Here is a 21,029-nt window from a genome sequence, read left to right on the forward strand (position 1 = left end):
CTGTGACGGCTACAGGGCCGCCGCGATCCGCGTCGCCTGATCGATCGCCCGCTTGGCGTCCAGTTCGGCGGCCACGTCGGCTCGCCCTAACAGCACGACGTCGGCCCCGGCGGCCTCCAGCGCGTCGTACAGGTCTCGCTGGGAGACCTGGCCGGCACAGACCACCACGTCATCGACCTCGAGCACCCGGCGCTGGCCGTTGATGTTCAGGTGAAGGCCGGTGCCGTCGATCTTGAGGTATTCGGCGCCGGTGATGAACTCGACGCCGCGGGCCTTCAGCGCAGCACGGTGCACCCACCCCGTGGTCTTTCCCAGCCCGGCGCCCATCTTGGTCGTCTTGCGTTGAATCAGGTGGATCGTGCGCGCCGGCGCCTCGGGCCGTCGCTCGTGGAGACCCCCGCGGCCGGTGAACTCCGGATCGACCCCCCACTGCTGTTGCCAGACGGCGAGGGACGGCCCGGCAGAATCGTGCCGCTGCGGACTCGTGGCCGGTTCCGTGAGGAGCTCGGCGACGTCGAAGCCGATACCCCCGGCGCCGATCACGGCCACGCGCGGACCGCAGTGCACGCGCCCATCGACCACCTCGGAGTACGCGTGCACGTGGGCCCGTTCCGCACCGGGGATCTCCACCGTCCGCGGTACGACGCCGGTGGCCAACAGGATCCGGTCGTAACCGCCGTCGAGCAATTCGGTGACCGTGACTCGGTGCTGCAGTCGCACGTTCACTTCAGTTTCGGCCAACAGGTGGGAGAAGTAGCGCAGGGTCTCGGCGAATTCCTCCTTGCCGGGAATCCGCTGGGCCAGACGGAATTGCCCGCCGATCTCGGCAGCGGCTTCGAACAGGTCGACCTGGTGCCCGCGGGCGGCGGCCTGGGTGGCGGCGGCCAATCCGGCCGGTCCCGCTCCGACGACGGCGACCCGCAGGCTTCGGTCTCGAACGGACGCCGCGGGAGTGGCCGGCCGGAGAGGCAACAGCGTCCGGTCCGGCAGCGGCGGGTACTCGGGATCGGTCTCGCGACCGGCGCGTGGATTGACCAGACACGAGGCCGGCTTGTTCTGGAAGGTGTGGTCCAGGCAGGCCTGGTTGCAGGCGATGCAGGAGTTGATGCGCTCCGGAGCGCCGGCGGCGGCCTTGTGGACCCACTCCGGGTCGGCCAGGAAGGGTCGGGACATCGTCACCAGGTCGGCCTGGTCCTCGGCGAGAATCTGTTCGGCGGTGTGCGGCATGTTGATGCGGTTCGAGGCCGCAACGGGAAGGGAGACGGCCTCGCGCACCCGTCGGGTGAAGTCGGTGAAGGCGGCTCGCGGTACCGAGGTGACGATGGTCGGCACGCGGGACTCATGCCAGCCGATGCCCGTGTTCAGTAGATCTGCTCCGGCCTCCTCGAGTTCCTGAGCCAGGGTCAACGTCTCCTCGAGGCTCTGTCCCTCCGGCACCAGGTCGACCATGGACATCCGGAAGGAGATCAGGAAGTCATCACCGGCGGCCTCCCGGATCCGGCGCACGATCTGCGTGGCGAAACGCCGTCGTCGGGAAGCGGTGCCGCCCCATTCATCGGTGCGCCGGTTCGTCCGTGGGGAGAGGAACTGGTTGATCAGGTAACCCTCGGAGCCCATGATCTCCACGCCGTCGTAGCCAGCCTGGCGGGCGTATCCCGCCGATCGGACGAAGTCTTCAAGGGTGCGTTCGACCCCCCGGGTGGACAGTCTTCGAGGCGTGAACGGGTTGATGGGCGCACTCGACCTCTCCGGAGCAGCGGACCAGGGGTGATAGGCGTAGCGACCGGCATGCAGCAGCTGCAGGACGATCCGGCCCCCGGCCGAGTGGACCGCCTCGGTGACGGTCCGGTGCGTGGTCACATCCCGGGGAGAGCGCATGGTTCCGGCGAAAGGTGTGAGCCGCCCAGTGAGGTTTGGGGCGTACCCGCCGGTGACGACCAGCCCCACTCCCCCGCGGATGCGCTCGGCGTAGAAGGCGGCCAATTTGGCGGCGTCCGCACGCCGGTCCTCCAGCCCCACGTGCATCGATCCCATGATCACGCGGTGGGGCAGCGTCAGCCCGCCGACGGCAAGGGGGCGAAACAGGTGGGGAAAGGGGTGCGGTGGCCTCGCGGGGGTTTCAACGGCGGTGGACGTCATAGACCAAGACTACTCTCCGGTAACTTATGGGGACTCGCATGTCCTCTGCCGATAACCTACGTTGTCGATCCGCCCGTGAGCAGGCAGGATGGGCAGCAGGGGACAACAGGAGGAGGTCGCGGTGTTCGAATGGTTGGGTGACAACCTGTGGGTGCTGTGGCTGACGCTGGCCGTGGTGTTCGCCGTCGTCGAGATTCTGCTGTTGGATCTGGTCTTCCTCATGCTGGCCGCCGGTGCCGCTGCGGCCCTGACCACAGCCTTGGTGGGTGGCGAGGCGTGGCTGCAGATCGCGATGTTCTCTGGCGTCTCGCTGCTGATGCTCGCAGCGGTCCGGCCGACGGCCCTGAAGCATCTCAAGAAGGGTCCTGTGGAACAGTTGACCAACGCCGACTCACTCCCCGGGCGCACGGTCGTAATCCTCGAGGACACGGGCGCGGACTCAGGACTGGCGAAGATCGACGGAGAGACGTGGACCGCCCGCTCGGCCACCGGCGTCACGATTCCCGCGGGACAAGAGGCGGAGATCGACGAGGTCGACGGGGCCACCCTGATCGTGCAGCCGAAAGCCGCCATCGACTGGGATTCCGGTTCCGCCGGTCTTCCTGAAGGAACCTGACGCCGCAGCCGCAGCGGCAGATGTCTGCAGTCCCAGTAGTTCAACATCCAGTAGTTCAACACCCGGCAGTTCAACATCCAGCAGAAAATACCGGCGGCCCGAACGGGTCGCAGAAGGGAGCAACGGCGTGGAACTTCTCATCGTGCTCGCCGTCGTCGCTGTTCTGGTCGTCATCATCCTGGTCCGGGCCGTGCGGATTGTGCCGCAGGCCAGGACCGGCATCATCGAACGGCTCGGCAAGTATCACCGCACCCAGGGCGCTGGGCTGACCCTCATGGTTCCCTTCATCGACCGGATGCGCCCGCTGATGGACATGCGTGAACAGGTGGTCTCCTTCCCGCCGCAGCCCGTGATCACCGAGGACAACCTCGTGGTCTCCATCGACACCGTGGTGTATTTCCAGGTCAATGACGCCAAGGCGGCGACCTATGAGATCAACAACTACATCCACGCGGTCGAGCAGCTCACCACCACGACCCTGCGCAACGTGGTCGGCGGCATGAACCTGGAGCAGGCCCTGACCAGCCGTGACTCGATCAACAACCAACTGCGGGGCGTGCTCGACGAGGCAACCGGCAAGTGGGGACTGAGGGTCTCCCGGGTGGAGCTGAAGGCGATCGACCCGCCCCTGTCCATCCAGGACTCCATGGAGAAGCAGATGCGTGCCGAACGTGATCGCCGTGCGGCCATTCTCACCGCGGAGGGCACCAAGCAGGCCGAGATCCTCACCGCAGAGGGTCAGCGCCAGTCGGCGATTCTGGAGGCCGAGGGTGACGCCCAGGCGGCGGTGCTGCGCGCCAACGCCGAGGCAGAGGCGGTCCACGTGGTCTTCGACGCCATCCACGAGGCGCGCCCAGATGCGGATCTGTTGGCCTACAAGTACCTCGAGACCCTGCCGAAGATCGCTGAGGGCGACGCCAACAAGATGTGGGTCATCCCGGCCGAACTGACCGACGCCCTGGGTCGCATGGGGGACGCCTTCGGTGGCGGATCCGGCGGGGGCTCCCGCCCCTCCGACCTGTTCTCGACTCCGGGGACCCGACCGGACTCCGGCGGATCCGGCGGATCTAGCGGATCCAGCCCCTCCGGCGACGACGCGGGCGAGCCGGACTCCGGCGGCCAGGCTGGTCGTCAGGGCGGCGGTACGGGAGGTCGCCGGCGTCGGGATCCGTTGCCCACCACCGCTGCGGAACTGGCCGAATCCGGTCAGGGCCTGTCCAACATCACCGACACTCCGCTTGAGGAGGCGCTGGCCCCGCCGGCCATCCTGCGCGAAGAGCAGCATTCGGAGACGGCCTCCCAGGCTCTGAGTGCTCCCACTGCTCCGGCGGGCATCCCCGACCTGCCGGCGTACGCGCCGGGTACCGAGGACGAGACTGATGCGGACGGCGACGACGAGGAGCAGCGGGGCTAAGTCCCGCCGGGAACAAACCCCGCCTGGGTGACGTTGTGCCGTAGACTGAATGGTCGACGTTGGACCGCCCCTGCCATAGGGGCCGGAAGGAGATCGAATGAGCGACCGTAGCTTGCGCGGCATGCGCCTGGGTGCACAGTCCATGGAGTCCGAGTCCGGTGTGGAGCCCGCTCCGCGCCAGCGGGTCGAGTACCGCTGCGAGGACGGCGAGCAGGTCTTCGTGACCTTCGCCACCGACGCCGAGGTCCCCCCAACCTGGATGTCCAAGACCGGCAAGGTGGCTTTTCTCGTCAATGGCGAGAAGCCGAACGAGAACGATGCCAAGCCGGTGCGTACCCACTGGGACATGCTGCTGGAACGCCGCAGCATCGAGGAACTTGAGGAGACGCTGGAGGCTCAGTTGAACAAGTTCCGCGAGCGTCGCGGCGAGAAGACCAGCGCCTGATACGTCCGGCGCAGTCACCACGCGAAAAGCCCCTCGACCGCATGGTCGGGGGGCTTTTGCGTCGGCCTATTGCGTGGGCGCCCGGGTGCGTCAGCGACGTCCCTGAGTCAGCCGCTCGACGGCGTGAGTCACCACGTCCCAGCGCGCCGAGAGTCCCCAGCGGGTCACGGAGGCTACGGCCTCGGTGATGATGTTTCCGCTCATCTTGGACTCGCCGTACTCGCGCTCCACGAACGTGATCGGCACTTCGGTGATCTTCTTGCCCAGCAGCGCGGTGCGGAAGGTCATGTCCACTTGGAATCCGTAGCCCTTGGACTGGACGTCGTCCAAGTCGATCTCGCGCAGTGTGTCCGCGCGGTAGGCACGGTAGCCGGCGGTGACGTCGGTGAGGTTGAGGCCGAGCATGATCCGCGGGTACAGGGAACCGCAGGCGGAGATCAGCTTGCGGTGTGTGGGCCAGTTGACCATCTTGCCGCCGGGGACCCGGCGTGAGCCGATCACCAGGTCGGCGCGATCGATGGCCTCCAGCAGTCGAGGCAATTGCTCGGGCTGATGCGAGCCGTCGGCATCCATTTCGATGAGCACGTCATAGTCCCGCTCCAATCCCCACTGGAAGCCGGCGATGTACGCGCCACCCAGACCGTTCTTCCGGGTCCGGTGCAGCACATGGATCTGCGGGTCGTTCGACGAGGCCCGCTCGGCCCAGTCCCCCGTTCCGTCCGGTGAGGCGTCGTCCACCACGAGGACGTCTGATTCCGGAACGGCCACCCGGAGGCGGTCCAGTGTCCGGGGCAACGACTCGATCTCGTTGTAGGTGGGAATGATCGTGAGCGGGCGCATGCGCGAAGAAATCCTTAAGGTGTCCGAGGGCATCGGGGGTCAAGTATAGGCGGGGTTGATGCACGTCAGCCCGACGAGCGGGAAGACCGGTGCGATCAGGTCCACTCCGGGGCACGGTACACGGTCTGCCCGTCCACCACGGTGGCCAGGCATCGCGGTGCGGCGGTTCCCTCTTCGAGAACCGGCAAGAGCGGGGTTCCGGCGCGGGTGTCTGTGCTCCACGCGGCGACTCGGCCGTCCGGAGCCTGCACGCTGAGCGCGTCTGCGGCCCAGATGCCGAAGGTCGCCGGCGACGACGGGGCAATCCGGCCCGCCATGCTGAATCGATCTCCGAGGGACGCAGGCAGTGCCCGAAGACCGGCCCGGGTCGCGGCAGTGAACCCCGCTCGAGCCGAAATGCGCTGCTCCGGGTCCGCGTGCTCCAGGCTCGCCCGCAGGACGGCCCACAGGTCCGCTGCCAGGCCGCCGCTGCCGAAGGCGACGGGAACTCCACCGGCCAACAGCGAGGCGACCGGTGCTCGCACCGCCAGGGTGTCGCCCTCAGGCTCCGGCACCACGGTGACGGACAGACTGTGCTCAGCCAGGACCCGGATCGAGTCGCCATCGACAGGTCCGTTCCAGGAAACCCGATGACGGGCCATCCCCAACGCCGCCTTGCCCTGGGCGTCCGCGGCGCCTTCAACTGCCGCGATCACCGCGGCGAAGGCGTCCGGATCTTGGGGCAGGAAGTACACCTGGACGCCGGCCGCGGTGGCCTCGTCCGCCAGCCGTGCCGTCGCGGCGGAGTCCAGTTCACCCGTCCCGACGACGGCTGCCAGGCCCGCGCTGTACTGCGCCTCGCTGGACCGCCCGTCGCTGGACCGATCGCTGGTCCGAACACCCGAACGGAGCTCCGAGAGCACGCCCTGCAATCCGGATGCCAGGTCATCCGTTCCCACTGAGCGGTATCCGACGGTGTGGCTTCTCGGTTCGCTCTGCAGTTCACTCTGCGGTTCGTCCTCCGGCGCGGCCGGGCCGGCGTCGCCAGCCGAGCCAACGGACAAGAAGACACCGCGAGCGGCAGACGCGCTACCGGAGTCCGCGGCCAGGGAATCGACGAAGGCCGGCACCATGAGCGCGCTATCCAGGTCCACGACGTCCCACTGGCTCCCGGAGCGAACGCGCATGGCCTCGGCGGTGTCGTCGGCACCGACCCACGCCACAGAGTCACCGTCCACCAGCATGGCTGTGGCGTAGGGGTCCGCGGTGGAATGGATGGTGCCGTTGACGTAGAGAGTGGTCATCACTCCAGCGTATCGACGCCCGAGTAGGCGACCACACCACGACGGATGAGATCTGCGGCACGTCGGCACTGGCCGGAGAGCCCCTGATGGCCGGGGACTTTGGCCAGCTGGTCGAGAAGGTCGATCACCTGACGAGCCCAGCGCACGAAGTCCCCGGCGGCCAGCTCGGTGCCTTTCAGGGCGTCGCGAAGATTGCGGCCCCGAGCCCAGCGGTGGATCGGCCAGACCAACCCCGGATCGGGTTCTGGGGTGGGTTCCAACCGGGCGGACCGCTCGGCCAATTGCAGTTCGTACCAATGCTCCGCCGTCCGATCGAGCACGTTCTGCAGCTTGGGCGTCGGCATCTGCGGGATGCCCACGTTCTCCGCACCCTTCGCCTGGTAGACCAGCAACGCCGCCAGCCCCGCCAGCTCCTCCGGGTTGAGGTCATCGGCCAACCCGTCCTCGAGCAGCAAGGAGGTGAGCAGGTCGCGTTCCCCGTAGATTCGGCGCAGAGTCTGACCGGACGCCGTGACCCCCGGGGCGTCCTCGGTGCCGGCCACCGCGCCCGCCACCGCGGCCTCCGTGTCCACGTATCCGTAGGTGGACAACAGCCCGACCAGTCGATCGAAGGCCTTGGCGATGGTGTTGGTGCGGCCCTCGATGCGTGAGGTCAGCTTGTCCACCTCTTGGCGCAGCTTCCACCAGCGCTCCGCCCAGCGGGCGTGCTCCTCCCGGTCCTTGCAGCCGTGGCAGGGGTGACGCTCCAGTTGGCGCCGGAGCTCCTCCGCGCGCTGAGCGCTGCCGTCGTCGTGGTACCGGAATCCGGCGTGGGTGCGGTTGCCGGGAGCCGGACGGTGTTCGCGGAGGGCCGCCCGCATCGAGGAGGCGATGTCCTTGCGCTGGGTCGGGGTCTTCACCTGAATGTTCTGCGGCAGCTTGGCGCCGGCGATCGGATCCACAGGCGCGGAGACATCGTCCGTACTGATCCGGCGCAACTGCGCGTCCTGGGTCACGACACCCACTCGCGGGTTGCCGGGATTACCGGCCGGGAACACCACGACGGCGGTGCCCAGCTTGCGCGGTCCGGGTACCTCGATCACGTCCCCGGGCAGCAGATTCGTCAGCGAGTCCTTGACGGCACGCTGGCGGGCACGGTTGCGCCCCTTGGAGGAGTCTTTCTCGGCCTCGGAGAGTTCCTTGCGCAGCCTGGCGTACTCGGTGAAGTCCCCCAGATGGCAGGACATGTTCTCCTCGTATCCCGCCAGGGACGCCTCGCGACTGCGGACCTCGCGCGCCAGCCCGACGACGGAGCGGTCGGCCTGGAACTGCGCGAACGAGGATTCCAGGATGGCCCGGGAGCGTTCGAGCCCGAACTGGGAGATGAGGTTGACCGACATGTTGTAGGTCGGCCGGAAGGAGGAATTCAGCGGATACGTCCGCCGGGAGGCGAGACCCGCGACGGCCGCCGGGTCCAGTCCGGGCCGCCACATGACCACGGCGTGGCCTTCCACGTCGATGCCTCGGCGCCCGGCGCGTCCGGTCAGCTGGGTGTACTCCCCCGCCGTGATGTTGACGTGCGCCTCGCCGTTGAACTTCTCGAGCTTCTCCAGCACCACCGTCCTGGCCGGCATGTTCACCCCGAGGGCCAGGGTCTCGGTGGCGAAGACAACCTTGATCAGGCCGAGCCCGAAGAGCTTCTCCACGACCTCCTTGAAGGGCGGCAACATCCCGGCGTGGTGGGCTGCGAAGCCGCGGGAGAGCCCGTCGCGCCAGCCCCAGAAGCCGAGCACGTCCAGATCCTCGGCGGGCAGCGACTGGCCTGCCTCATCCACCATGGCCTGGATCTGCTGCTTCTCCCCCGGAGTGGTCAGTTCCAGACCGGCGGACAGGCACTGTTCGACCGCACCGTCGCAGCCGGCCCGGGAGAAGATGAAGGTGATGCAGGGCAGCAGGCCCTCGCGTTCCAGGATCCGGACCATACCCGGGCGAGAGACGCGCAGGTTGCTGGGCCGGTGCGGCGAGTCATCAGGCCGGCCCCCTCCCCCGCCGGGGCCACGGCCGGAGCGTCCTCCACCGCGTCCGCGGGGCCCGCCGCGTCCCCCGCGATAGGTGTGGCGGCCCGGACGTCCCCAGTCGCTGCGCTCCTCACGTCGACGTTGATCCTCTGCCAGGCGCGCCAGTTCCGGATTGAGGACCAGCTCGCCACCGGAGGTGTCCCGGAGATCGGCGGAGACGGTGTCGGCTGAGGTCGCCGACGGAGACGAATGTTCCAACGGCAAACTTTCGTCCCGATGCTCGCCGACGGGCACCACCTCGTCGAACGCCACCTCGGTGGCGAAGAGGTCGTAGAGCTGATTGCCGGCCATGACGTACTGCCACAACGGCACCGGCCGGTGCTCGGAGACGACCACGGCCGTGGAGCCGCGGACGGTGTCCAGCCAGGCCCCGAACTCCTCGGCGTTGGAGACGGTGGCTGACAGGGAGACTAGCTGTACATGCTCAGGCAGATGGATGATGACTTCTTCCCAGACCGCCCCGCGAAACCGGTCGGCCAAGTAGTGAACCTCATCCATCACCACGAAGCCGAGGTTGGTGAGGGTCCCCGAGTCCGCGTAGAGCATGTTCCGCAGCACCTCGGTGGTCATCACCACGATCTCGGCCTCGGAATTGATGGCCGTGTCGCCCGTGAGCAGTCCGACTCGCTCCGAACCGTAGGTGACCATCAGTTCCTGATATTTCTGGTTACTGAGGGCCTTGATGGGCGTGGTGTAGAAGGCCTTCTGACCGTTGGCCAGCGCGAGGTGGATGGCGAACTCGCCGACCACCGTCTTGCCGGCGCCCGTGGGAGCGGCCACGAGAACACCGTTGCCCGACTCCAGTTCGCGGCACGCCTCGTTCTGGAACGGATCGAGCCCGAAGCCCAGGGTGGCGGTGAATCGGCCGAGTTCGGTCTTGGCCTCGGCGGCACGGCGGCGCGATGCGGCGTATCGCTCCGCGGGGCTCAGCCGGCCGGAATTGTCGTCCGCGGAAAATGCCATGTGTTCAGCCTAGGCGACTGCGGTGTCAGAGGTCTTGCAGCGGCTTCGGCCCCGAGGAGAGATAGTCCTCGTTGGCCTGCTCGGCCTTCGCGGCCCGCTTGGCCCTGCGGCGGTCATTCAGCAGACAGATCAGGATCGCCACGCCGAAGAGCAACACTAGCGGCAGCGCGAGGTAGAACATCGTCATCGCGTCCGAGCCCGGGGCCGCCAGCGCGGCGATCAGGGCGACGACGAAGACGGTGATGCGCCAGTGCTTGAGAATCTGCCGACCGGGCAGCACCCCGATCATGTTCAGCCCCACCAGAATGACCGGCAGCACCAGGGCCGCTCCGAACGCCAAGAACAGCCGCAGCACGAAGGTGATGTAGATGTCCGCCGAGATGACGTTGGCCGTGATGTCCGGAGACAGGCCGACGAAGAACTCTGTCGCTTGCGGAAGCACCAGCCAGCCGAGGGCGACGCCGAGGATGAACAGCGGAACGGCGGCGCCGATGAAGCCCATCGCGTAGCGCTTCTCGTTCTTCTTCAGGCCCGGCACCACGAAAGCCCACAATTGGTAGAGCCAGATGGGGCTGGAGATCACCACACCGACGAACAGCGCGACCTGCAGCATGATGTCGAAGGGCTGGCCCACGGTGCTGAAGGACACGGTGACGATGCGACCGTTGTCCGAAAGCCGGTGAATGGGATCCACCAGTGCGGAGAAGAACGGTTCGTAGACGATGAATCCGACGATCGCGCCGAGCACCAAGCCAATGCCGGCGATGATCAGGCGGTTGCGCAGCTCCTTGAGGTGGTCCTTGAGGGACATCTCCCCCACGGGATTCTTCTTCCGGGGAACACGGGGGCGCTTGGCCTTAGTGCGAGCCGCCTGAGGAGCAGAGGTCATAGGGCAGGTGGCCTGCGCTTACGGCTGGTCGTTCGTGCCGGTGGCCCGGCCGTTCCTGTCACCGGTGGCCGCGCCGTTCTCGCCGTTGACGATGGTGCCCTCGACCGCGTCCGAGTCCCGCTCGGTGCTCTCCGCCTTGGCGTCCCGGGCGGTCTGATCCGAGCCCTCGTCCTTCATCTGCTTGACCTCCGACTTGAAGATCCGCATTGACTGTCCGAGATTGCGAGCCATCGCCGGGAGCTTGGGGGCAGCAAACAACAGCAGCACGATCGCGATGATGATGACGAGCTGCCATCCCTGGAGTCCAGCGAACATGGTTGTGTCCTTTCGATTGAACGATTCGAGTTTACGCCACGCCGCCGGCCGGGGGCGCGGTGCGGTGATCCGGAGAGGGTGAATTGTGGGTGACGTATCCGGCGCGAGCCGCCTGAAGCCAGTCCAGCGTGGACTCCACCAGGTCGGCCGGGGCCAGCACTCTGAACTCGCCGCCGAAGCGCGCCGCTTGGCCCCACGCGTAGTCCCGCCGCGTCAGACGGATCTCGGCCACCACGGAGCCGTCCTGGAGCTGATCTACCCGCAGCGGGTCGAAGCTCGTGGCCAGGTCCCTGATGCGGTGTGCGAAGTGAACGTGCACTGCCTGCTCATCGCCGTGGTCGCCGAAGTGGAAACCCTCAGACGGCACCTCGCGCGGGCCGAACTCCTCACCGGTCTGAGTCACGGTGTCGATCCGGTCGAGACGAAAGTTCCGCACGCTCTCCTGAGTCCTGCACCACGCTTGGAGGTAGCCGTACCCGCCGTCGCTGGTGATCCTCAACGGCTCGACCGTGCGCAGGGTGCGCTGGTCGCTGGCCGCCGAGTAGTAGCTGATGGACAGCACCCGGCGATCCCGGACGGCACCATGGAGCTGTCCGGCCAATTCTGTCTGAGCGCCGAAATCGAACCCGGCGACGATGCCCTCGCTGGCACCCTTCACCTCCGGTCCGGACACGTCCAGGATCTTCGCCAGCGCCGACGTCGCCGCTTTCCGTTCGGTGTCCTTCAGGCCGGGGATGTCCGTGACCGCGCGCAGACCGATGACCAGGGCGGCCGCCTCCGGAACACTGAGTCGCAGCGGTCCGGAGAGGCGCTCGGCCTGGCGGATGGTGACCAGCCCGTCCTCCTCGAGCACGTCGAACTGTTCACCGGCGAAATAGCGCTCGGGCATGCCGCAGAACCGGAGTTCATCGAGAATGCGGTCCAACTGCCGTGGTTCCACGTGCAGCCGCTCGGCCAGTTCGGTGCGATGGATGCCGCCGCGCCGGTTCATCAGTCCGATGGCATCGATCAGGGTGGCCACTTTGTCGCGGTCGCCCTGGCGGTTTCGCCGCCGTCGCGGTGTCGAGAGCGTGTATTCCGGCACTGGGGCCCGGTGCGCCTCGAGCGCGTCATCCAGCAGACGCACGACGGCGGCCCGCACCGGATCGTCATGGTCCGGCATCGTGGCCAGTGGCCCGGCGGCGGCGATGCTGCCGGCCAGTTCGCCGGGCCGGGTATAGGGAACCCGTAGCTCGTCCCACGCCTCGGTGCCATCGTGGTCGCCTCCTGCCGTGGCCAGGAGGTCGGCGCCGACTCTCAAGGGTCCGGCCCGGCCCGGGCGCAACCGGAGCAGTGTTGAGGCGGGTTCGCTTTCGCCCGAGATCAGGTCCCGTACGGCGTTCAGGTTGAAGTCCGCTGGTCGGGGCGGGGCCGCCGACGGCGTGCCCGGGGAGTTCCCGTCGAGTCGGCGGGGTTCCGATTCGAAGCGGGTCAGGCGGAAGGTGCGCTGTTGTCCGCGGTCCAGATCCCAGCCCACGAGGTACCAGACCCCCGTGGGGTTGGTCAGAGCCCACGCCCGAACCGTGCGCCGTTGCGGTGACTGCGCATTGGCGTTGCGGTAGTCGAAGGCGATGATCGACTGTTCCCGGACCATGTCCGCCAGCTCGGTGAGGTGGCGGTCCGTCCCGGCCAGTCGCGAACCGAAAGCCTGATGGTCGGAGGCGGCGGTGGCATCCAGCCAGTCCTCCCCCGCATCCACGCGTCCCACGGCGCGCACGACGGCATGGCCCAGTTCCGAACCCGCCCAGGCCGACTCGGCCCGCACCAGAGCCAGCCGTTCCTCGTGAGAGAAGGAGACGTGGGGCAGATACATCCGCTCGTGGTCGATGCGGTACCGAACTTCCGTCGCCGGGTCCGATGCCTCATAGCCGGGCTCACCCTGCACCGTGAAGGTCTCCACGGGAACGCCGATGTCCTTGAGGACCTCCTTGTCCCGGGTGAGCATTCGCTCCCGGGCCTGGGCGGAGGTGGCCCCGGCATACCCGTCCACGTACTGATTCAAGTACTCCCGGGACACGCCGCCTCGACCTGCCGTCAGAAGCACCCAGAGCAGAGACACGATGCGTTCGGTGGAGGGCACCGTGAAGGAACTGTGCGGGGCATCCTGGGTGGGGCGCGTTCCGGTCACGGTGAGGTCAGTTGACGCCGACGAGGTCCACGACGAAGATGAGGGTCTCGCCCGGACCGATCTCCTCACCGGCTCCGGTGTCGCCGTAGGCCAGATGGGGCGGGATCTCCAGGCGTCGCCGGCCGCCGAGCTTCATACCCAGCAGACCGTCGTCCCAGCCCTTGATGACCTGACCAGCGCCGGCCTGGAAATCCAGCCGCTTGCCGCGGTTCCATGAGGCGTCGAACTCGGCCCCGGTGGACCAGGCGACACCGACGTAGTGGCAGGAGACCATGTCCCCGGCTTTGACCGCTGGCCCGGATCCTTCAATGAGGTCTTCGATCACGAGATCCTCCGGCGGAACCTCACCGGGAAAATCGATCTCTGGCCGGGAACGGTCATAATTGCGCTGTCCGAAGGACATGACAGTCTTCCTTCCACACGGGGGACGGGGATGATGAGCAGGGGCGAGCCCCGGTCATCCTACTCAGAGTCAGAGGCCGACTCAGACGGGGACTCAGACGGAGACGCTGAGGGGGACGCTGATGGAGACTCTGCCGGAGTGTCCTGCTGCTGAGCGGGCGCCATGGTGTGCAGGATGTCGACCACGAAGACCAGGGTCTCGTTGGGGCCGATGTCCCCGGTGCCCTCCTCGCCGTAGGCCTTCTCGGGGGGCACCACGAGCATGACCTGGGAACCGACCTTCTGCCCTGTCATCCCCTCGGTCCAGCCGGGGATGACCTGGTTCAGCTGGAAACCAGTGGGAGCGCCCTTGGACCAGGAGGAGTCGAACTCCTTGCCGTCGGACCACTTCACGCCCTTGTACTGAACGGTCACGTAGTCGCCTTCGCCGACCACGTCGCCATCGCCTTCCTTGAGGGGCTGGACCTTCAGTTCCTTCGGCGGATCACCCTCCGGCTTGGCGATGGTGGGCTCCCCGGAGTCCTCGTTGAGGGTCACAGCCGGCAGGGAGTCGTCGGTGACCTCGACCGCCTTGCCCGTGGCTTGCGAGGGGGTCACGTCGGCGATCTGGAACACCATCAACTGATCCGCGCCGCCGGAACCGCCCGGGGACGCCGAGGCGCTGGAACCGCCGGAGCTACCCGGCATGAAGAAGGAGATCTGGGCTCCGACCTTGTTCTGCTCAAGCATGTTGTACAGAACCTCGTTGCCCTGCTTGAGGGAGTCGTCGAGATACACGGCCTCGGAACCCTGGGTGAAGTTCTCGGCGGTGACCTCGCCGGATCCGGGATCGACGATGGCCGTCTTGACGAGCGCGATGTCGCCCTCGTTGATCTCGTCGCCGTCGCCATCCTTTAGCACTCGGGACGAGACCTCCGTGGCCTCGATCGTGCCGTCGACCGTGACGTCCGGGGACCCGTCTTCTCCGACACTCATGGACACTGGTTCCAGCGCCTCGACGTCACCCGCGCCGCGGGGCTCGGGCGCTGCGCAGCCGGACAACAGCAGGGCGGTGACCACCGAGGCCGCGGACAGGGCCGCGGGAGCAGTCCAGGTGCGGCTGCGGGAAAGGGAGGTGGCGCGGGAGGCGGAGGCAGACATCGGTTCCTTCGGTAGTTCTGGGCGGATCCGTGGCGCGTCGGCCCGGGATCCCGGCCGAGCTTGCACCTGGCCATTTTACTGTGTCACGTCAGACTGGATGGACACTGGATGAGTCGGCGTCCCTTCCCGTGTCGCTGTCACGCTCGGCGGCCCCGGGTGTGGCGGCCAGACTGTTCAGCAGGTCGTCCAGTCGCTCGGACCGGGTCTGGAAGGGATCCTTGGTGCTGACCGTCTGCAGCGGGCGATCGTTGAGCTTCAGGTGGGTCCAGTCGACCGAATACGTCTGGCCGGCCTGCCGTGCCGCCGTGATGAACCGACCACGCATCGCCGCACGGGTGGTCGTCGGCGGGTTCTCGACGGCGTGTTCGATGGAGCGATCGTCCACCAGCCGTGCCGTCGCTCCCCGGGACTGCAGCAGGGAGAACAGCCCACGGCCCGGCGTGATGTCGTGATAGGAGAGGTCTAACTGGGCGAGTCTGGCCGATCCCCAGTCCAGTCCGTGACGTTCGGCATACCGGGAGAGGAAACGCCGCTTGATGGCCCAGTCGATCTCCGTGTCGATCGTGGAGTAGTCGCCGGACTCCACGGCGTCGAGGGCCCGCTCCCAGAGATCGAGGACCTTCTCCAGCTGGTCGTGATGGGCCCCGTTCCGGCTCACGAAGGCGGTGGCCTGTTCGAGATAGTGCCGCTGCAATTGCAGCGCGGAACGACGCTGCCCGGAGCGCAGCTGAAGTCCGACCGTTCCGGTGGGATCGTGGGAGACCTCTCGGATCGCCCGGAGCGGGTCCATGAGCTGGTGATCGCCCAAGGGTGTGCCGGCTTCGATCATCCGCAGCATCAGGTCCGTGGCGCCGAAGCGGACCAGCTGGGTGGTCTCGGACATGTTGGAGTCCCCCACGATGACGTGCAGTCGGCGGTACTCGGCAGCGTCGGCGTGAGGTTCATCGCGGGTGTTGATGATCGGCCTCGACCGAGTGGTGGCCGAGGAGATGCTCTCCATGACGTGGTCGGCCCGCTGGGAGAAGGCGAAGTGAGCCGCGCCGCCGTCGGGCGTCTCGGTGCAGACCTTGCCGGCCCCGGCGATCAGCTGGCGGGTGATGAGGAACGGGATCAGCGCCTCGGAGAGCCGGCGGAACTCGGTCCGCCGATTCAGCAGGTAGTTCTCGTGAGAGCCATAGGAATTGCCAGCGGAATCGCCGTTGTTCTTGTACAGGTAGATGGTGCCCGAGAAGCCGTCGGCCGCCATTCGCTCGGAGGCCTGATCGACGAGCTCCTGCAGCACGAGTTCACCGGCTTTGTCCATCGTCACGAGCTCTTCGATAGTGGAGCACTCCGCGGTGGCGTACTCGGGGTGCGATCCCACATCCAGGTAAAGCCGAGAGCCGTTGGTGATGAACACGTTCGAGGACCGACCCCACTCCACCACGGGCCGGAACAGGTAGCGGGCCACCTCTTCGGGGGTCAGCGGCCGCGACCCCGGGTGGGAGTAGTGCACGCCGAACTCGGTCTCGACCCCCATGATTCTGCGGTCCATGCGGACTACTGGCCGCCCTTCTGCACGAATCCCTTGACGAACTCCTCCGCATTCGACTCCAGGACCGTGTCGATCTCGTCCAGGAGGCTGTCCAGGTTGTCCGTACTTGACTGCGCGTTGCCGCTGCCGGCAGTCGGCGTGGCCTCCGCTCCCGGGTCTTCGCCGGGTGTCTCCTCGCGGTTCTCACGACCGGAGGGAGAGCTGTGGTGCTGTGACATGGTGCCTCCTGGATAGTCGGGTGTCAGCCTACGCTGGCGTCGTGGTGGCCTGTGCCCGGTGCAGTACCGCCAACAGGCCCTGGAAGGACGGCGGGCGGTGGTCGTCTCCGAAGACGCCGTCCGTCTGGGCGGCTGATCCGGCCAACGGTTCGGGCAGCCGGAAGCGGTGCAGGGCGCCGTCGTCGTCTTCCTGCAGCAACAGCGTGTCCCAACTGACCCCGACGACGTGGGGCCCGAAGACGTCCACGGTGCGGCCACGGACCCAGGCTCGGGTGTCCCGCGGCGGCCGGGCGACCGCCTGTTCGATCACGTCGTCGGACACTAGGGTCCGGATGGCCCCGCGGCGCACGAGCGCCTGGTACAGGCTTTTCTCGGGGCGCAGGTCGGCGTACTGCAGGTCCATCATGGCGATCCGGGGATCGGTCCAGTCCAGGCCGTGACGATCTCGATAGCCGTTGAGCAGCTGGAACTTGGCCACCCAGTCCAGGCGGTCGGCCATGGCCGCGGGATCCCGGCGCAGCGTCTCCACGGACTCGCGCCAGGCCGTCAGGACGGATCTGGTGGCCTCGTCGCCCATCCCGAAACGGTCGACGTGGTCCTCGGCCGCGGTCAGATAGATCTCCATCAGATCGATCCCCGTCACGGCTTTCCGGCCGCCCACCGGGTGGACCAACGGCACGCTGGCCTGCAGTGACGGGTCGTGACTGATGGTCTGCAGGGCCGTGACGGGGTCCGAGAGTTCGATCTCGGGTGCCGTGCCCAGCTCGATCATGGACAGCACCAGTGCCGTCATCCCACACCGCAGCCAGGTGGAGTACTGCGAGAGATTGGCGTCCCCGATGATCACATGCAATCTCCGGTACCGATCACGGTCCGCATGCGGCTCGTCCCGGGTGTTGACGATGGGGCGACGGACCGTGGTCTCCAGCCCGACGCGCTCCTCGAAGAAGTCCGCACGCTGGCTGATCTGGAAACCCGGTGTGCTGCCACTGATCCCGAGTCCGACCCGGCCGGCGCCACAGATGACCTGGCGGCCCACGAAGAACGGGAGCAGGCGTGCGGTGAGCTCGTCGAAGTCCACCGATCGGGACACCAGGTAGTTCTCGTGGGCACCGTAGGAGACGGATTTGTTATCGGTGTTGTTCTTGTACAACAGGACCTGCGGCTCTCCCGGCGAGTGCGCGATGCGCTGTGACGCCGCCAGTGCCACCCGGTCCCCCGCTTGGTCCCACACCATGGCATCGAGCGGGTTGGTGGCCTCGGGCGCCGAGTACTCCGGATGGGCGTGATCGACGTAGAACCGGGCCCCATTGGGCAGCACCAGGTTCATGACGAGGCGAACGGGACGGCCGTCGTCGTTGGCGAGGGGCTGGTCCGCCAGGGGCTGGTCCGTCAGCTGGGTCGGGTGAGCGGCAGAGCGCGGCAACTGCCAGCCACGGGCATCCACCAAAGGGGATTCCTCGCCGTAGTCCCACTCGGTGCCGGCCACCGAGCCACCCCGGCTGGTCACCAGGTCGGCGTAGGCATTGACCACCTCGGTGGAGAGCACCGTGTGTTCGGCACCCGGGTTGTCCGGCGCGTGGACGCCGAATTCGGTCTCCAGGCCCATGACGCGGTGGACGCCCCAGCCGCTCGTCCGCGCCTTCAGATCGGCGTTCGGATCGGGGTTCGGGTTCACGACTCTGTCGACCGTTCTCCCACCAGCATGCGCAGCGCGGCGACGCGGCCGCCACCGTGACCGGAGATCCGCGCCCATTCCTCCGTCGAGGCGTTGTTCGGCAGGTCCTCCTGCTCGGTGAATTCCTCCCGGACGGATCGCAGCAGATGCTCCGTGCGTACCCCCTTGGCCCGCTCGTCGCCATCCGAGGACAGGAAATCCTTGATGGCGTGCTTCTTGACCCGGTCCACAATATTCGCGACGACGGCCCCGGAGATGACGTCGGAGAAGTACAGCGTCCTGGTGGTTCCGTCCACGTAGGTCACCTCGAGGTATTCCGTCTCCGGGCGCCGACTGAACAGGTAGTCCGTGACGGTGGTGATCATCGTCTGCACGGCAGCCTCGCGGCTCTCGGCCCGTTCCAGCTCACTGGAGTGCAGCGGCAGAGCCGTGGTGAGGTACTTACTGAAGATGTCGGCGGTGCCCTCGGCATCCGGCCGGGACACCCGGATCTTCACGTCCAGCCGGCCCGGCCTCAGAATGGCGGGATCGATCATGTCCTCGCGATTGGACGCACCGATGACAATGACGTTGTCCAGACGCTCGACGCCGTCGATCTCCGCCAGCAGCTGGGGCACGATGGTGGTCTCCACGTCGGAGGAGACACCGGAGCCACGAGTGCGGAACAGTGAGTCCATCTCGTCGAAGAACACGACCACGGGATAGCCGTCCGTGGCCTTCTCCCGGGCGCGAGCGAAGATCATCCGAATATGCCGCTCGGTCTCGCCGACATACTTGTTCAGCAGCTCAGGGCCTTTGATGTTCAGGAAGTAGGAGCGGTGCTCCTCCGTGGATCGGGCGGCGAGCGAGGAGGCCACGGCCTTGGCGATCAGGGTCTTGCCGGTGCCGGGCGGGCCGTAGAGCAGGATGCCTTTGGGGGCCTTCAGCCCGTGCTCGCGGTACAGCCCCGGATGCAGGAAGGGCAGTTCGATGGAGTCGCGGATCTGTTCGATCTGATCGCCCAGTCCCCCGATGTCCTGGTAGCTGACATCCGGTATCTCCTCGAGGACCACGTCCTGGACCTCGTTCAGCGGGACCACGTCCAGGGCCTGGCCGGTGCGGGTGTCCACGGTCACGGCGTCGCCCACGCGGAGGCGCTGGTCGGCCAGCCGGTCGGCGCGGCGCACCACTCGTTCCTCGTCACCACGGCCCACGACGACGAGGAGCCCGTCGGCCAAGGTTTCCTTGATCCGGACCAGTTCCCCCGTCCGATCGGACTCGACCACCGCGACGATGGACAGCGAATCGTTGAGCAGGACATCGCTGCCCGGGGTGATCCGTGCGGGGTCCAACAGTGGGGAGACGCCGACCCGGATCCTCCGGCCGTGGTGCAGGACGTCGACGCCACCCTGGACGGTGGCGGCGATCTCGACGCCCTCGATGGCCTCGCGCGCTGGATGGACCTCCCGCACCGTGGCGAAGCTGAACGGGGCCTCCCCATCCAGTTCCAGGGCGGCCTTGAGGGTCTTGATCTCTTCGCGAGTCGCCTCCAGCAGGTCCACCATGCGCCGGTTGTTCCGAGCAGCGGTGTCCAACTGATACTCCAGCGTCCGGTTCTTCTCCGTCAGAGTCGACAGGCGGCGCTGGGCGGCCTCCAACTGGTTCTTCAGGGAGGACTCCACTGTTGAAGTGCTGGTGGCGGGGACGGAATCGCTCACGGATACCTTTCCGGCCAACCGGATCGAGGACGGATCTGATCGTGGTCTGAGGTCAGCCTTGCCCGTCCATCTTAGATCCCGTGCCTTCGCTCCGTGAGGCGCTCGGCTCCGGGCTTAACGGCCGTCGTCGCCGCCGTCGCTGTCGTCGCTGTCGTCGCTGCGGCCCTTGCTTTCCATCGCCGCCGCATCCCGGGCGGCTTTGCGTGCCTTCTTGTCCGTCACGGGACGTTCGCCCAGGGCCTGCGGGGTCCAGCGGCTCTCGTCCGCCGGTTGCCAGGCCTCCACATCCTCTGGTTTGAACTCGGAGACCTTCGATCTCTTCTTCAGCGTCAGCGCTTCCGCGCCGGTGGCCAGCCGACGGCAGACCAGCAGGAATCCGGTGTGCGCGACCATGCGGTGGTCCGGCCGGACCGCCAGGCCGTCGAGATGCCATCCGCGGACCATGGTCTCGGATGCCTCCGTCTGCGTGAAACGACCGTCTTCCCGGATGGCCTCGGCGACCCGGGAGAGCTGCGTGGCGGTGGCGACGTAGTTGATCCAGACTCCACCGGGAGCCAGCACCGTGGCCACGGCGTCCAGGCATTCCCAGGGAGCGAGCATGTCCAGCACCACGCGATCGACGGAACCGGGCTCGTGCACCGTGGTCATCACGTCCTGGGCGTCGCCGAGGTGAATGCGCCAAGCGGGGTGCTCGCCGCCGAAGAACGTCTGCACGTTGCCACGGGCCACGTCGGCGAACTCCTCGCGACGCTCGTAGGAGTGCACCTCTCCCCCGTCCCCGACGGCCCGCAACAGGGAGATGGAGAGCCCGCCCGAACCGACTCCGGCCTCCACCACGCGCGCACCGGGGAAGATATCCGCCATCTGCACAATCTGCCCGGCGTCCTTGGGATACACGACGGTGGCTCCCCGGGGCATCGAGAGCACGAAGTCACTCAAGAGCGGCCTGAGGACCTGGTACTCGTTTCCGGCCGAGTTGGTCACAACAACTCCATCGGGCCCGTCCAGCAGGTCGTCATGGTTCAGGACTCCCTGGTGACTGTGGAACTGCCCCCCGCGCGTCAGCGTGACGGTATTCAGTCGGCCGCGGGCGTCCTTGAGCTGAACACGCTGTCCGGGACGCAGGGGTCCACGCCGCTCACTGGCACCCGTCGGTTCCGTCCGGCCGGCAGGCTGATCGGGGTCCGAAGGGCCGGAAGTGGACGGGTGAGGCGTCTCGGTCATGCGGTCGT

Annotated in this window: 17 protein-coding genes; 3 read left to right on the forward strand and 14 right to left on the reverse strand. The window is 67.2% G+C overall.

All coding sequences use genetic code 11. The features are described from left to right. Window positions 1-9: 9 nt before the first annotated feature. Window positions 10-2,139, reverse strand: coding sequence for an FAD-dependent oxidoreductase (locus tag ACFQQD_RS08360; protein WP_378088231.1), 2,130 nt, complete (start codon window positions 2,137-2,139; stop codon window positions 10-12). A gap of 121 nt (window positions 2,140-2,260) precedes the next feature. Here ACFQQD_RS08360 and ACFQQD_RS08365 point away from each other — a divergent pair, with 121 nt between their 5' ends. The 3 genes from ACFQQD_RS08365 to ACFQQD_RS08375 all read left to right on the forward strand — a co-directional run bounded on the left by ACFQQD_RS08365 (window position 2,261) and on the right by ACFQQD_RS08375 (window position 4,614). Beyond that, complete coding sequence (locus ACFQQD_RS08365; RefSeq protein ID WP_378088233.1) at window positions 2,261-2,755, forward strand: NfeD family protein; 495 nt, start codon at window positions 2,261-2,263, stop codon at window positions 2,753-2,755. Between the two features lie 127 nt (window positions 2,756-2,882). Then, entirely contained in the window at window positions 2,883-4,169 is a 1,287-nt protein-coding gene (locus tag ACFQQD_RS08370) for an SPFH domain-containing protein (RefSeq protein WP_378088235.1), read from the forward strand. 97 nt (window positions 4,170-4,266) lie between these two features. Then, on the forward strand, window positions 4,267-4,614 hold the full coding sequence (locus ACFQQD_RS08375; RefSeq protein WP_378088237.1) for an RNA polymerase-binding protein RbpA: 348 nt from the start codon (window positions 4,267-4,269) through the stop codon (window positions 4,612-4,614). Between the two features lie 90 nt (window positions 4,615-4,704). Here the strand turns inward: ACFQQD_RS08375 and ACFQQD_RS08380 are convergent, their stop codons facing one another. From ACFQQD_RS08380 to ACFQQD_RS08440, 13 genes are all read right to left on the reverse strand, one after another. Continuing rightward, the gene (locus tag ACFQQD_RS08380) at window positions 4,705-5,454 is read right to left on the reverse strand and encodes a polyprenol monophosphomannose synthase (RefSeq protein WP_378088239.1); all 750 of its coding nucleotides are present in this window, start codon (window positions 5,452-5,454) and stop codon (window positions 4,705-4,707) included. 95 nt (window positions 5,455-5,549) lie between these two features. Beyond that, the gene (locus ACFQQD_RS08385; RefSeq protein WP_378088241.1) at window positions 5,550-6,737 is read right to left on the reverse strand and encodes an amidohydrolase family protein; all 1,188 of its coding nucleotides are present in this window, start codon (window positions 6,735-6,737) and stop codon (window positions 5,550-5,552) included. After that, a complete protein-coding gene (locus ACFQQD_RS08390) occupies window positions 6,737-9,757 on the reverse strand; it encodes a DEAD/DEAH box helicase (protein WP_378088243.1) in 3,021 nt (1,006 codons plus the stop codon). The genes ACFQQD_RS08385 and ACFQQD_RS08390 overlap by 1 nt, the downstream gene beginning before the upstream one ends. A 25-nt stretch (window positions 9,758-9,782) precedes the next feature. Beyond that, window positions 9,783-10,646, reverse strand: coding sequence for a twin-arginine translocase subunit TatC (gene tatC / locus ACFQQD_RS08395; RefSeq protein WP_378088246.1), 864 nt, complete (start codon window positions 10,644-10,646; stop codon window positions 9,783-9,785). 18 nt (window positions 10,647-10,664) lie between these two features. Further along, on the reverse strand, window positions 10,665-10,961 hold the full coding sequence (gene tatA / locus ACFQQD_RS08400; protein WP_378088248.1) for a Sec-independent protein translocase subunit TatA: 297 nt from the start codon (window positions 10,959-10,961) through the stop codon (window positions 10,665-10,667). A 31-nt stretch (window positions 10,962-10,992) separates the two neighbouring features. Further along, window positions 10,993-13,128, reverse strand: coding sequence for a helix-turn-helix transcriptional regulator (locus ACFQQD_RS08405; RefSeq protein ID WP_378088250.1), 2,136 nt, complete (start codon window positions 13,126-13,128; stop codon window positions 10,993-10,995). A gap of 7 nt (window positions 13,129-13,135) precedes the next feature. Next, a complete protein-coding gene (locus tag ACFQQD_RS08410) occupies window positions 13,136-13,531 on the reverse strand; it encodes an FKBP-type peptidyl-prolyl cis-trans isomerase (protein ID WP_378088252.1) in 396 nt (131 codons plus the stop codon). Window positions 13,532-13,590: 59 nt separating this feature from the next. Beyond that, the gene (locus tag ACFQQD_RS08415) at window positions 13,591-14,670 is read right to left on the reverse strand and encodes an FKBP-type peptidyl-prolyl cis-trans isomerase (protein ID WP_378088254.1); all 1,080 of its coding nucleotides are present in this window, start codon (window positions 14,668-14,670) and stop codon (window positions 13,591-13,593) included. Between the two features lie 88 nt (window positions 14,671-14,758). Continuing rightward, the gene (gene pafA, locus ACFQQD_RS08420) at window positions 14,759-16,204 is read right to left on the reverse strand and encodes a Pup--protein ligase (RefSeq protein WP_378088256.1); all 1,446 of its coding nucleotides are present in this window, start codon (window positions 16,202-16,204) and stop codon (window positions 14,759-14,761) included. Between the two features lie 5 nt (window positions 16,205-16,209). Beyond that, window positions 16,210-16,422 (reverse strand): ubiquitin-like protein Pup, encoded by a 213-nt coding sequence (locus ACFQQD_RS08425; protein WP_378088258.1) that lies wholly within the window; start codon window positions 16,420-16,422, stop codon window positions 16,210-16,212. Window positions 16,423-16,450: 28 nt separating this feature from the next. Next, on the reverse strand, window positions 16,451-18,031 hold the full coding sequence (gene dop, locus ACFQQD_RS08430; RefSeq protein ID WP_378090048.1) for a depupylase/deamidase Dop: 1,581 nt from the start codon (window positions 18,029-18,031) through the stop codon (window positions 16,451-16,453). A gap of 65 nt (window positions 18,032-18,096) precedes the next feature. Beyond that, window positions 18,097-19,797, reverse strand: coding sequence for a proteasome ATPase (gene arc / locus ACFQQD_RS08435; RefSeq protein WP_378088260.1), 1,701 nt, complete (start codon window positions 19,795-19,797; stop codon window positions 18,097-18,099). 114 nt (window positions 19,798-19,911) lie between these two features. After that, window positions 19,912-21,021: a tRNA (adenine-N1)-methyltransferase gene (locus ACFQQD_RS08440; RefSeq protein WP_378088262.1), complete on the reverse strand. Its 1,110-nt coding sequence runs from the start codon at window positions 21,019-21,021 to the stop codon at window positions 19,912-19,914. Window positions 21,022-21,029 lie beyond the last annotated feature (8 nt).

The sequence above is a fragment of the Citricoccus sp. GCM10030269 genome, from assembly GCF_042665635.1.
In the GTDB taxonomy this organism is placed as follows: domain Bacteria; phylum Actinomycetota; class Actinomycetes; order Actinomycetales; family Micrococcaceae; genus Citricoccus.

Excerpts from the sequence above, each read along its gene's own strand:
- dop (WP_378090048.1), bottom strand. The coding sequence starts at position 18,031 with ATGGGCCTGGAGACCGAATTCGGCGTCCACGCGCCGGACAACCCGGGT.
- ACFQQD_RS08380 (WP_378088239.1), bottom strand. The coding sequence starts at position 5,454 with ATGCGCCCGCTCACGATCATTCCCACCTACAACGAGATCGAGTCGTTG.
- pafA (WP_378088256.1), bottom strand. The coding sequence starts at position 16,204 with ATGGACCGCAGAATCATGGGGGTCGAGACCGAGTTCGGCGTGCACTAC.
- ACFQQD_RS08360 (WP_378088231.1), bottom strand. The coding sequence starts at position 2,139 with ATGACGTCCACCGCCGTTGAAACCCCCGCGAGGCCACCGCACCCCTTT.
- ACFQQD_RS08410 (WP_378088252.1), bottom strand. The coding sequence starts at position 13,531 with ATGTCCTTCGGACAGCGCAATTATGACCGTTCCCGGCCAGAGATCGAT.
- tatA (WP_378088248.1), bottom strand. The coding sequence starts at position 10,961 with ATGTTCGCTGGACTCCAGGGATGGCAGCTCGTCATCATCATCGCGATC.
- ACFQQD_RS08375 (WP_378088237.1), top strand. The coding sequence starts at position 4,267 with ATGAGCGACCGTAGCTTGCGCGGCATGCGCCTGGGTGCACAGTCCATG.
- ACFQQD_RS08385 (WP_378088241.1), bottom strand. The coding sequence starts at position 6,737 with ATGACCACTCTCTACGTCAACGGCACCATCCATTCCACCGCGGACCCC.
- ACFQQD_RS08390 (WP_378088243.1), bottom strand. The coding sequence starts at position 9,757 with ATGGCATTTTCCGCGGACGACAATTCCGGCCGGCTGAGCCCCGCGGAG.
- ACFQQD_RS08440 (WP_378088262.1), bottom strand. The coding sequence starts at position 21,021 with ATGACCGAGACGCCTCACCCGTCCACTTCCGGCCCTTCGGACCCCGAT.
- tatC (WP_378088246.1), bottom strand. The coding sequence starts at position 10,646 with ATGACCTCTGCTCCTCAGGCGGCTCGCACTAAGGCCAAGCGCCCCCGT.
- ACFQQD_RS08415 (WP_378088254.1), bottom strand. The coding sequence starts at position 14,670 with ATGTCTGCCTCCGCCTCCCGCGCCACCTCCCTTTCCCGCAGCCGCACC.
- ACFQQD_RS08425 (WP_378088258.1), bottom strand. The coding sequence starts at position 16,422 with ATGTCACAGCACCACAGCTCTCCCTCCGGTCGTGAGAACCGCGAGGAG.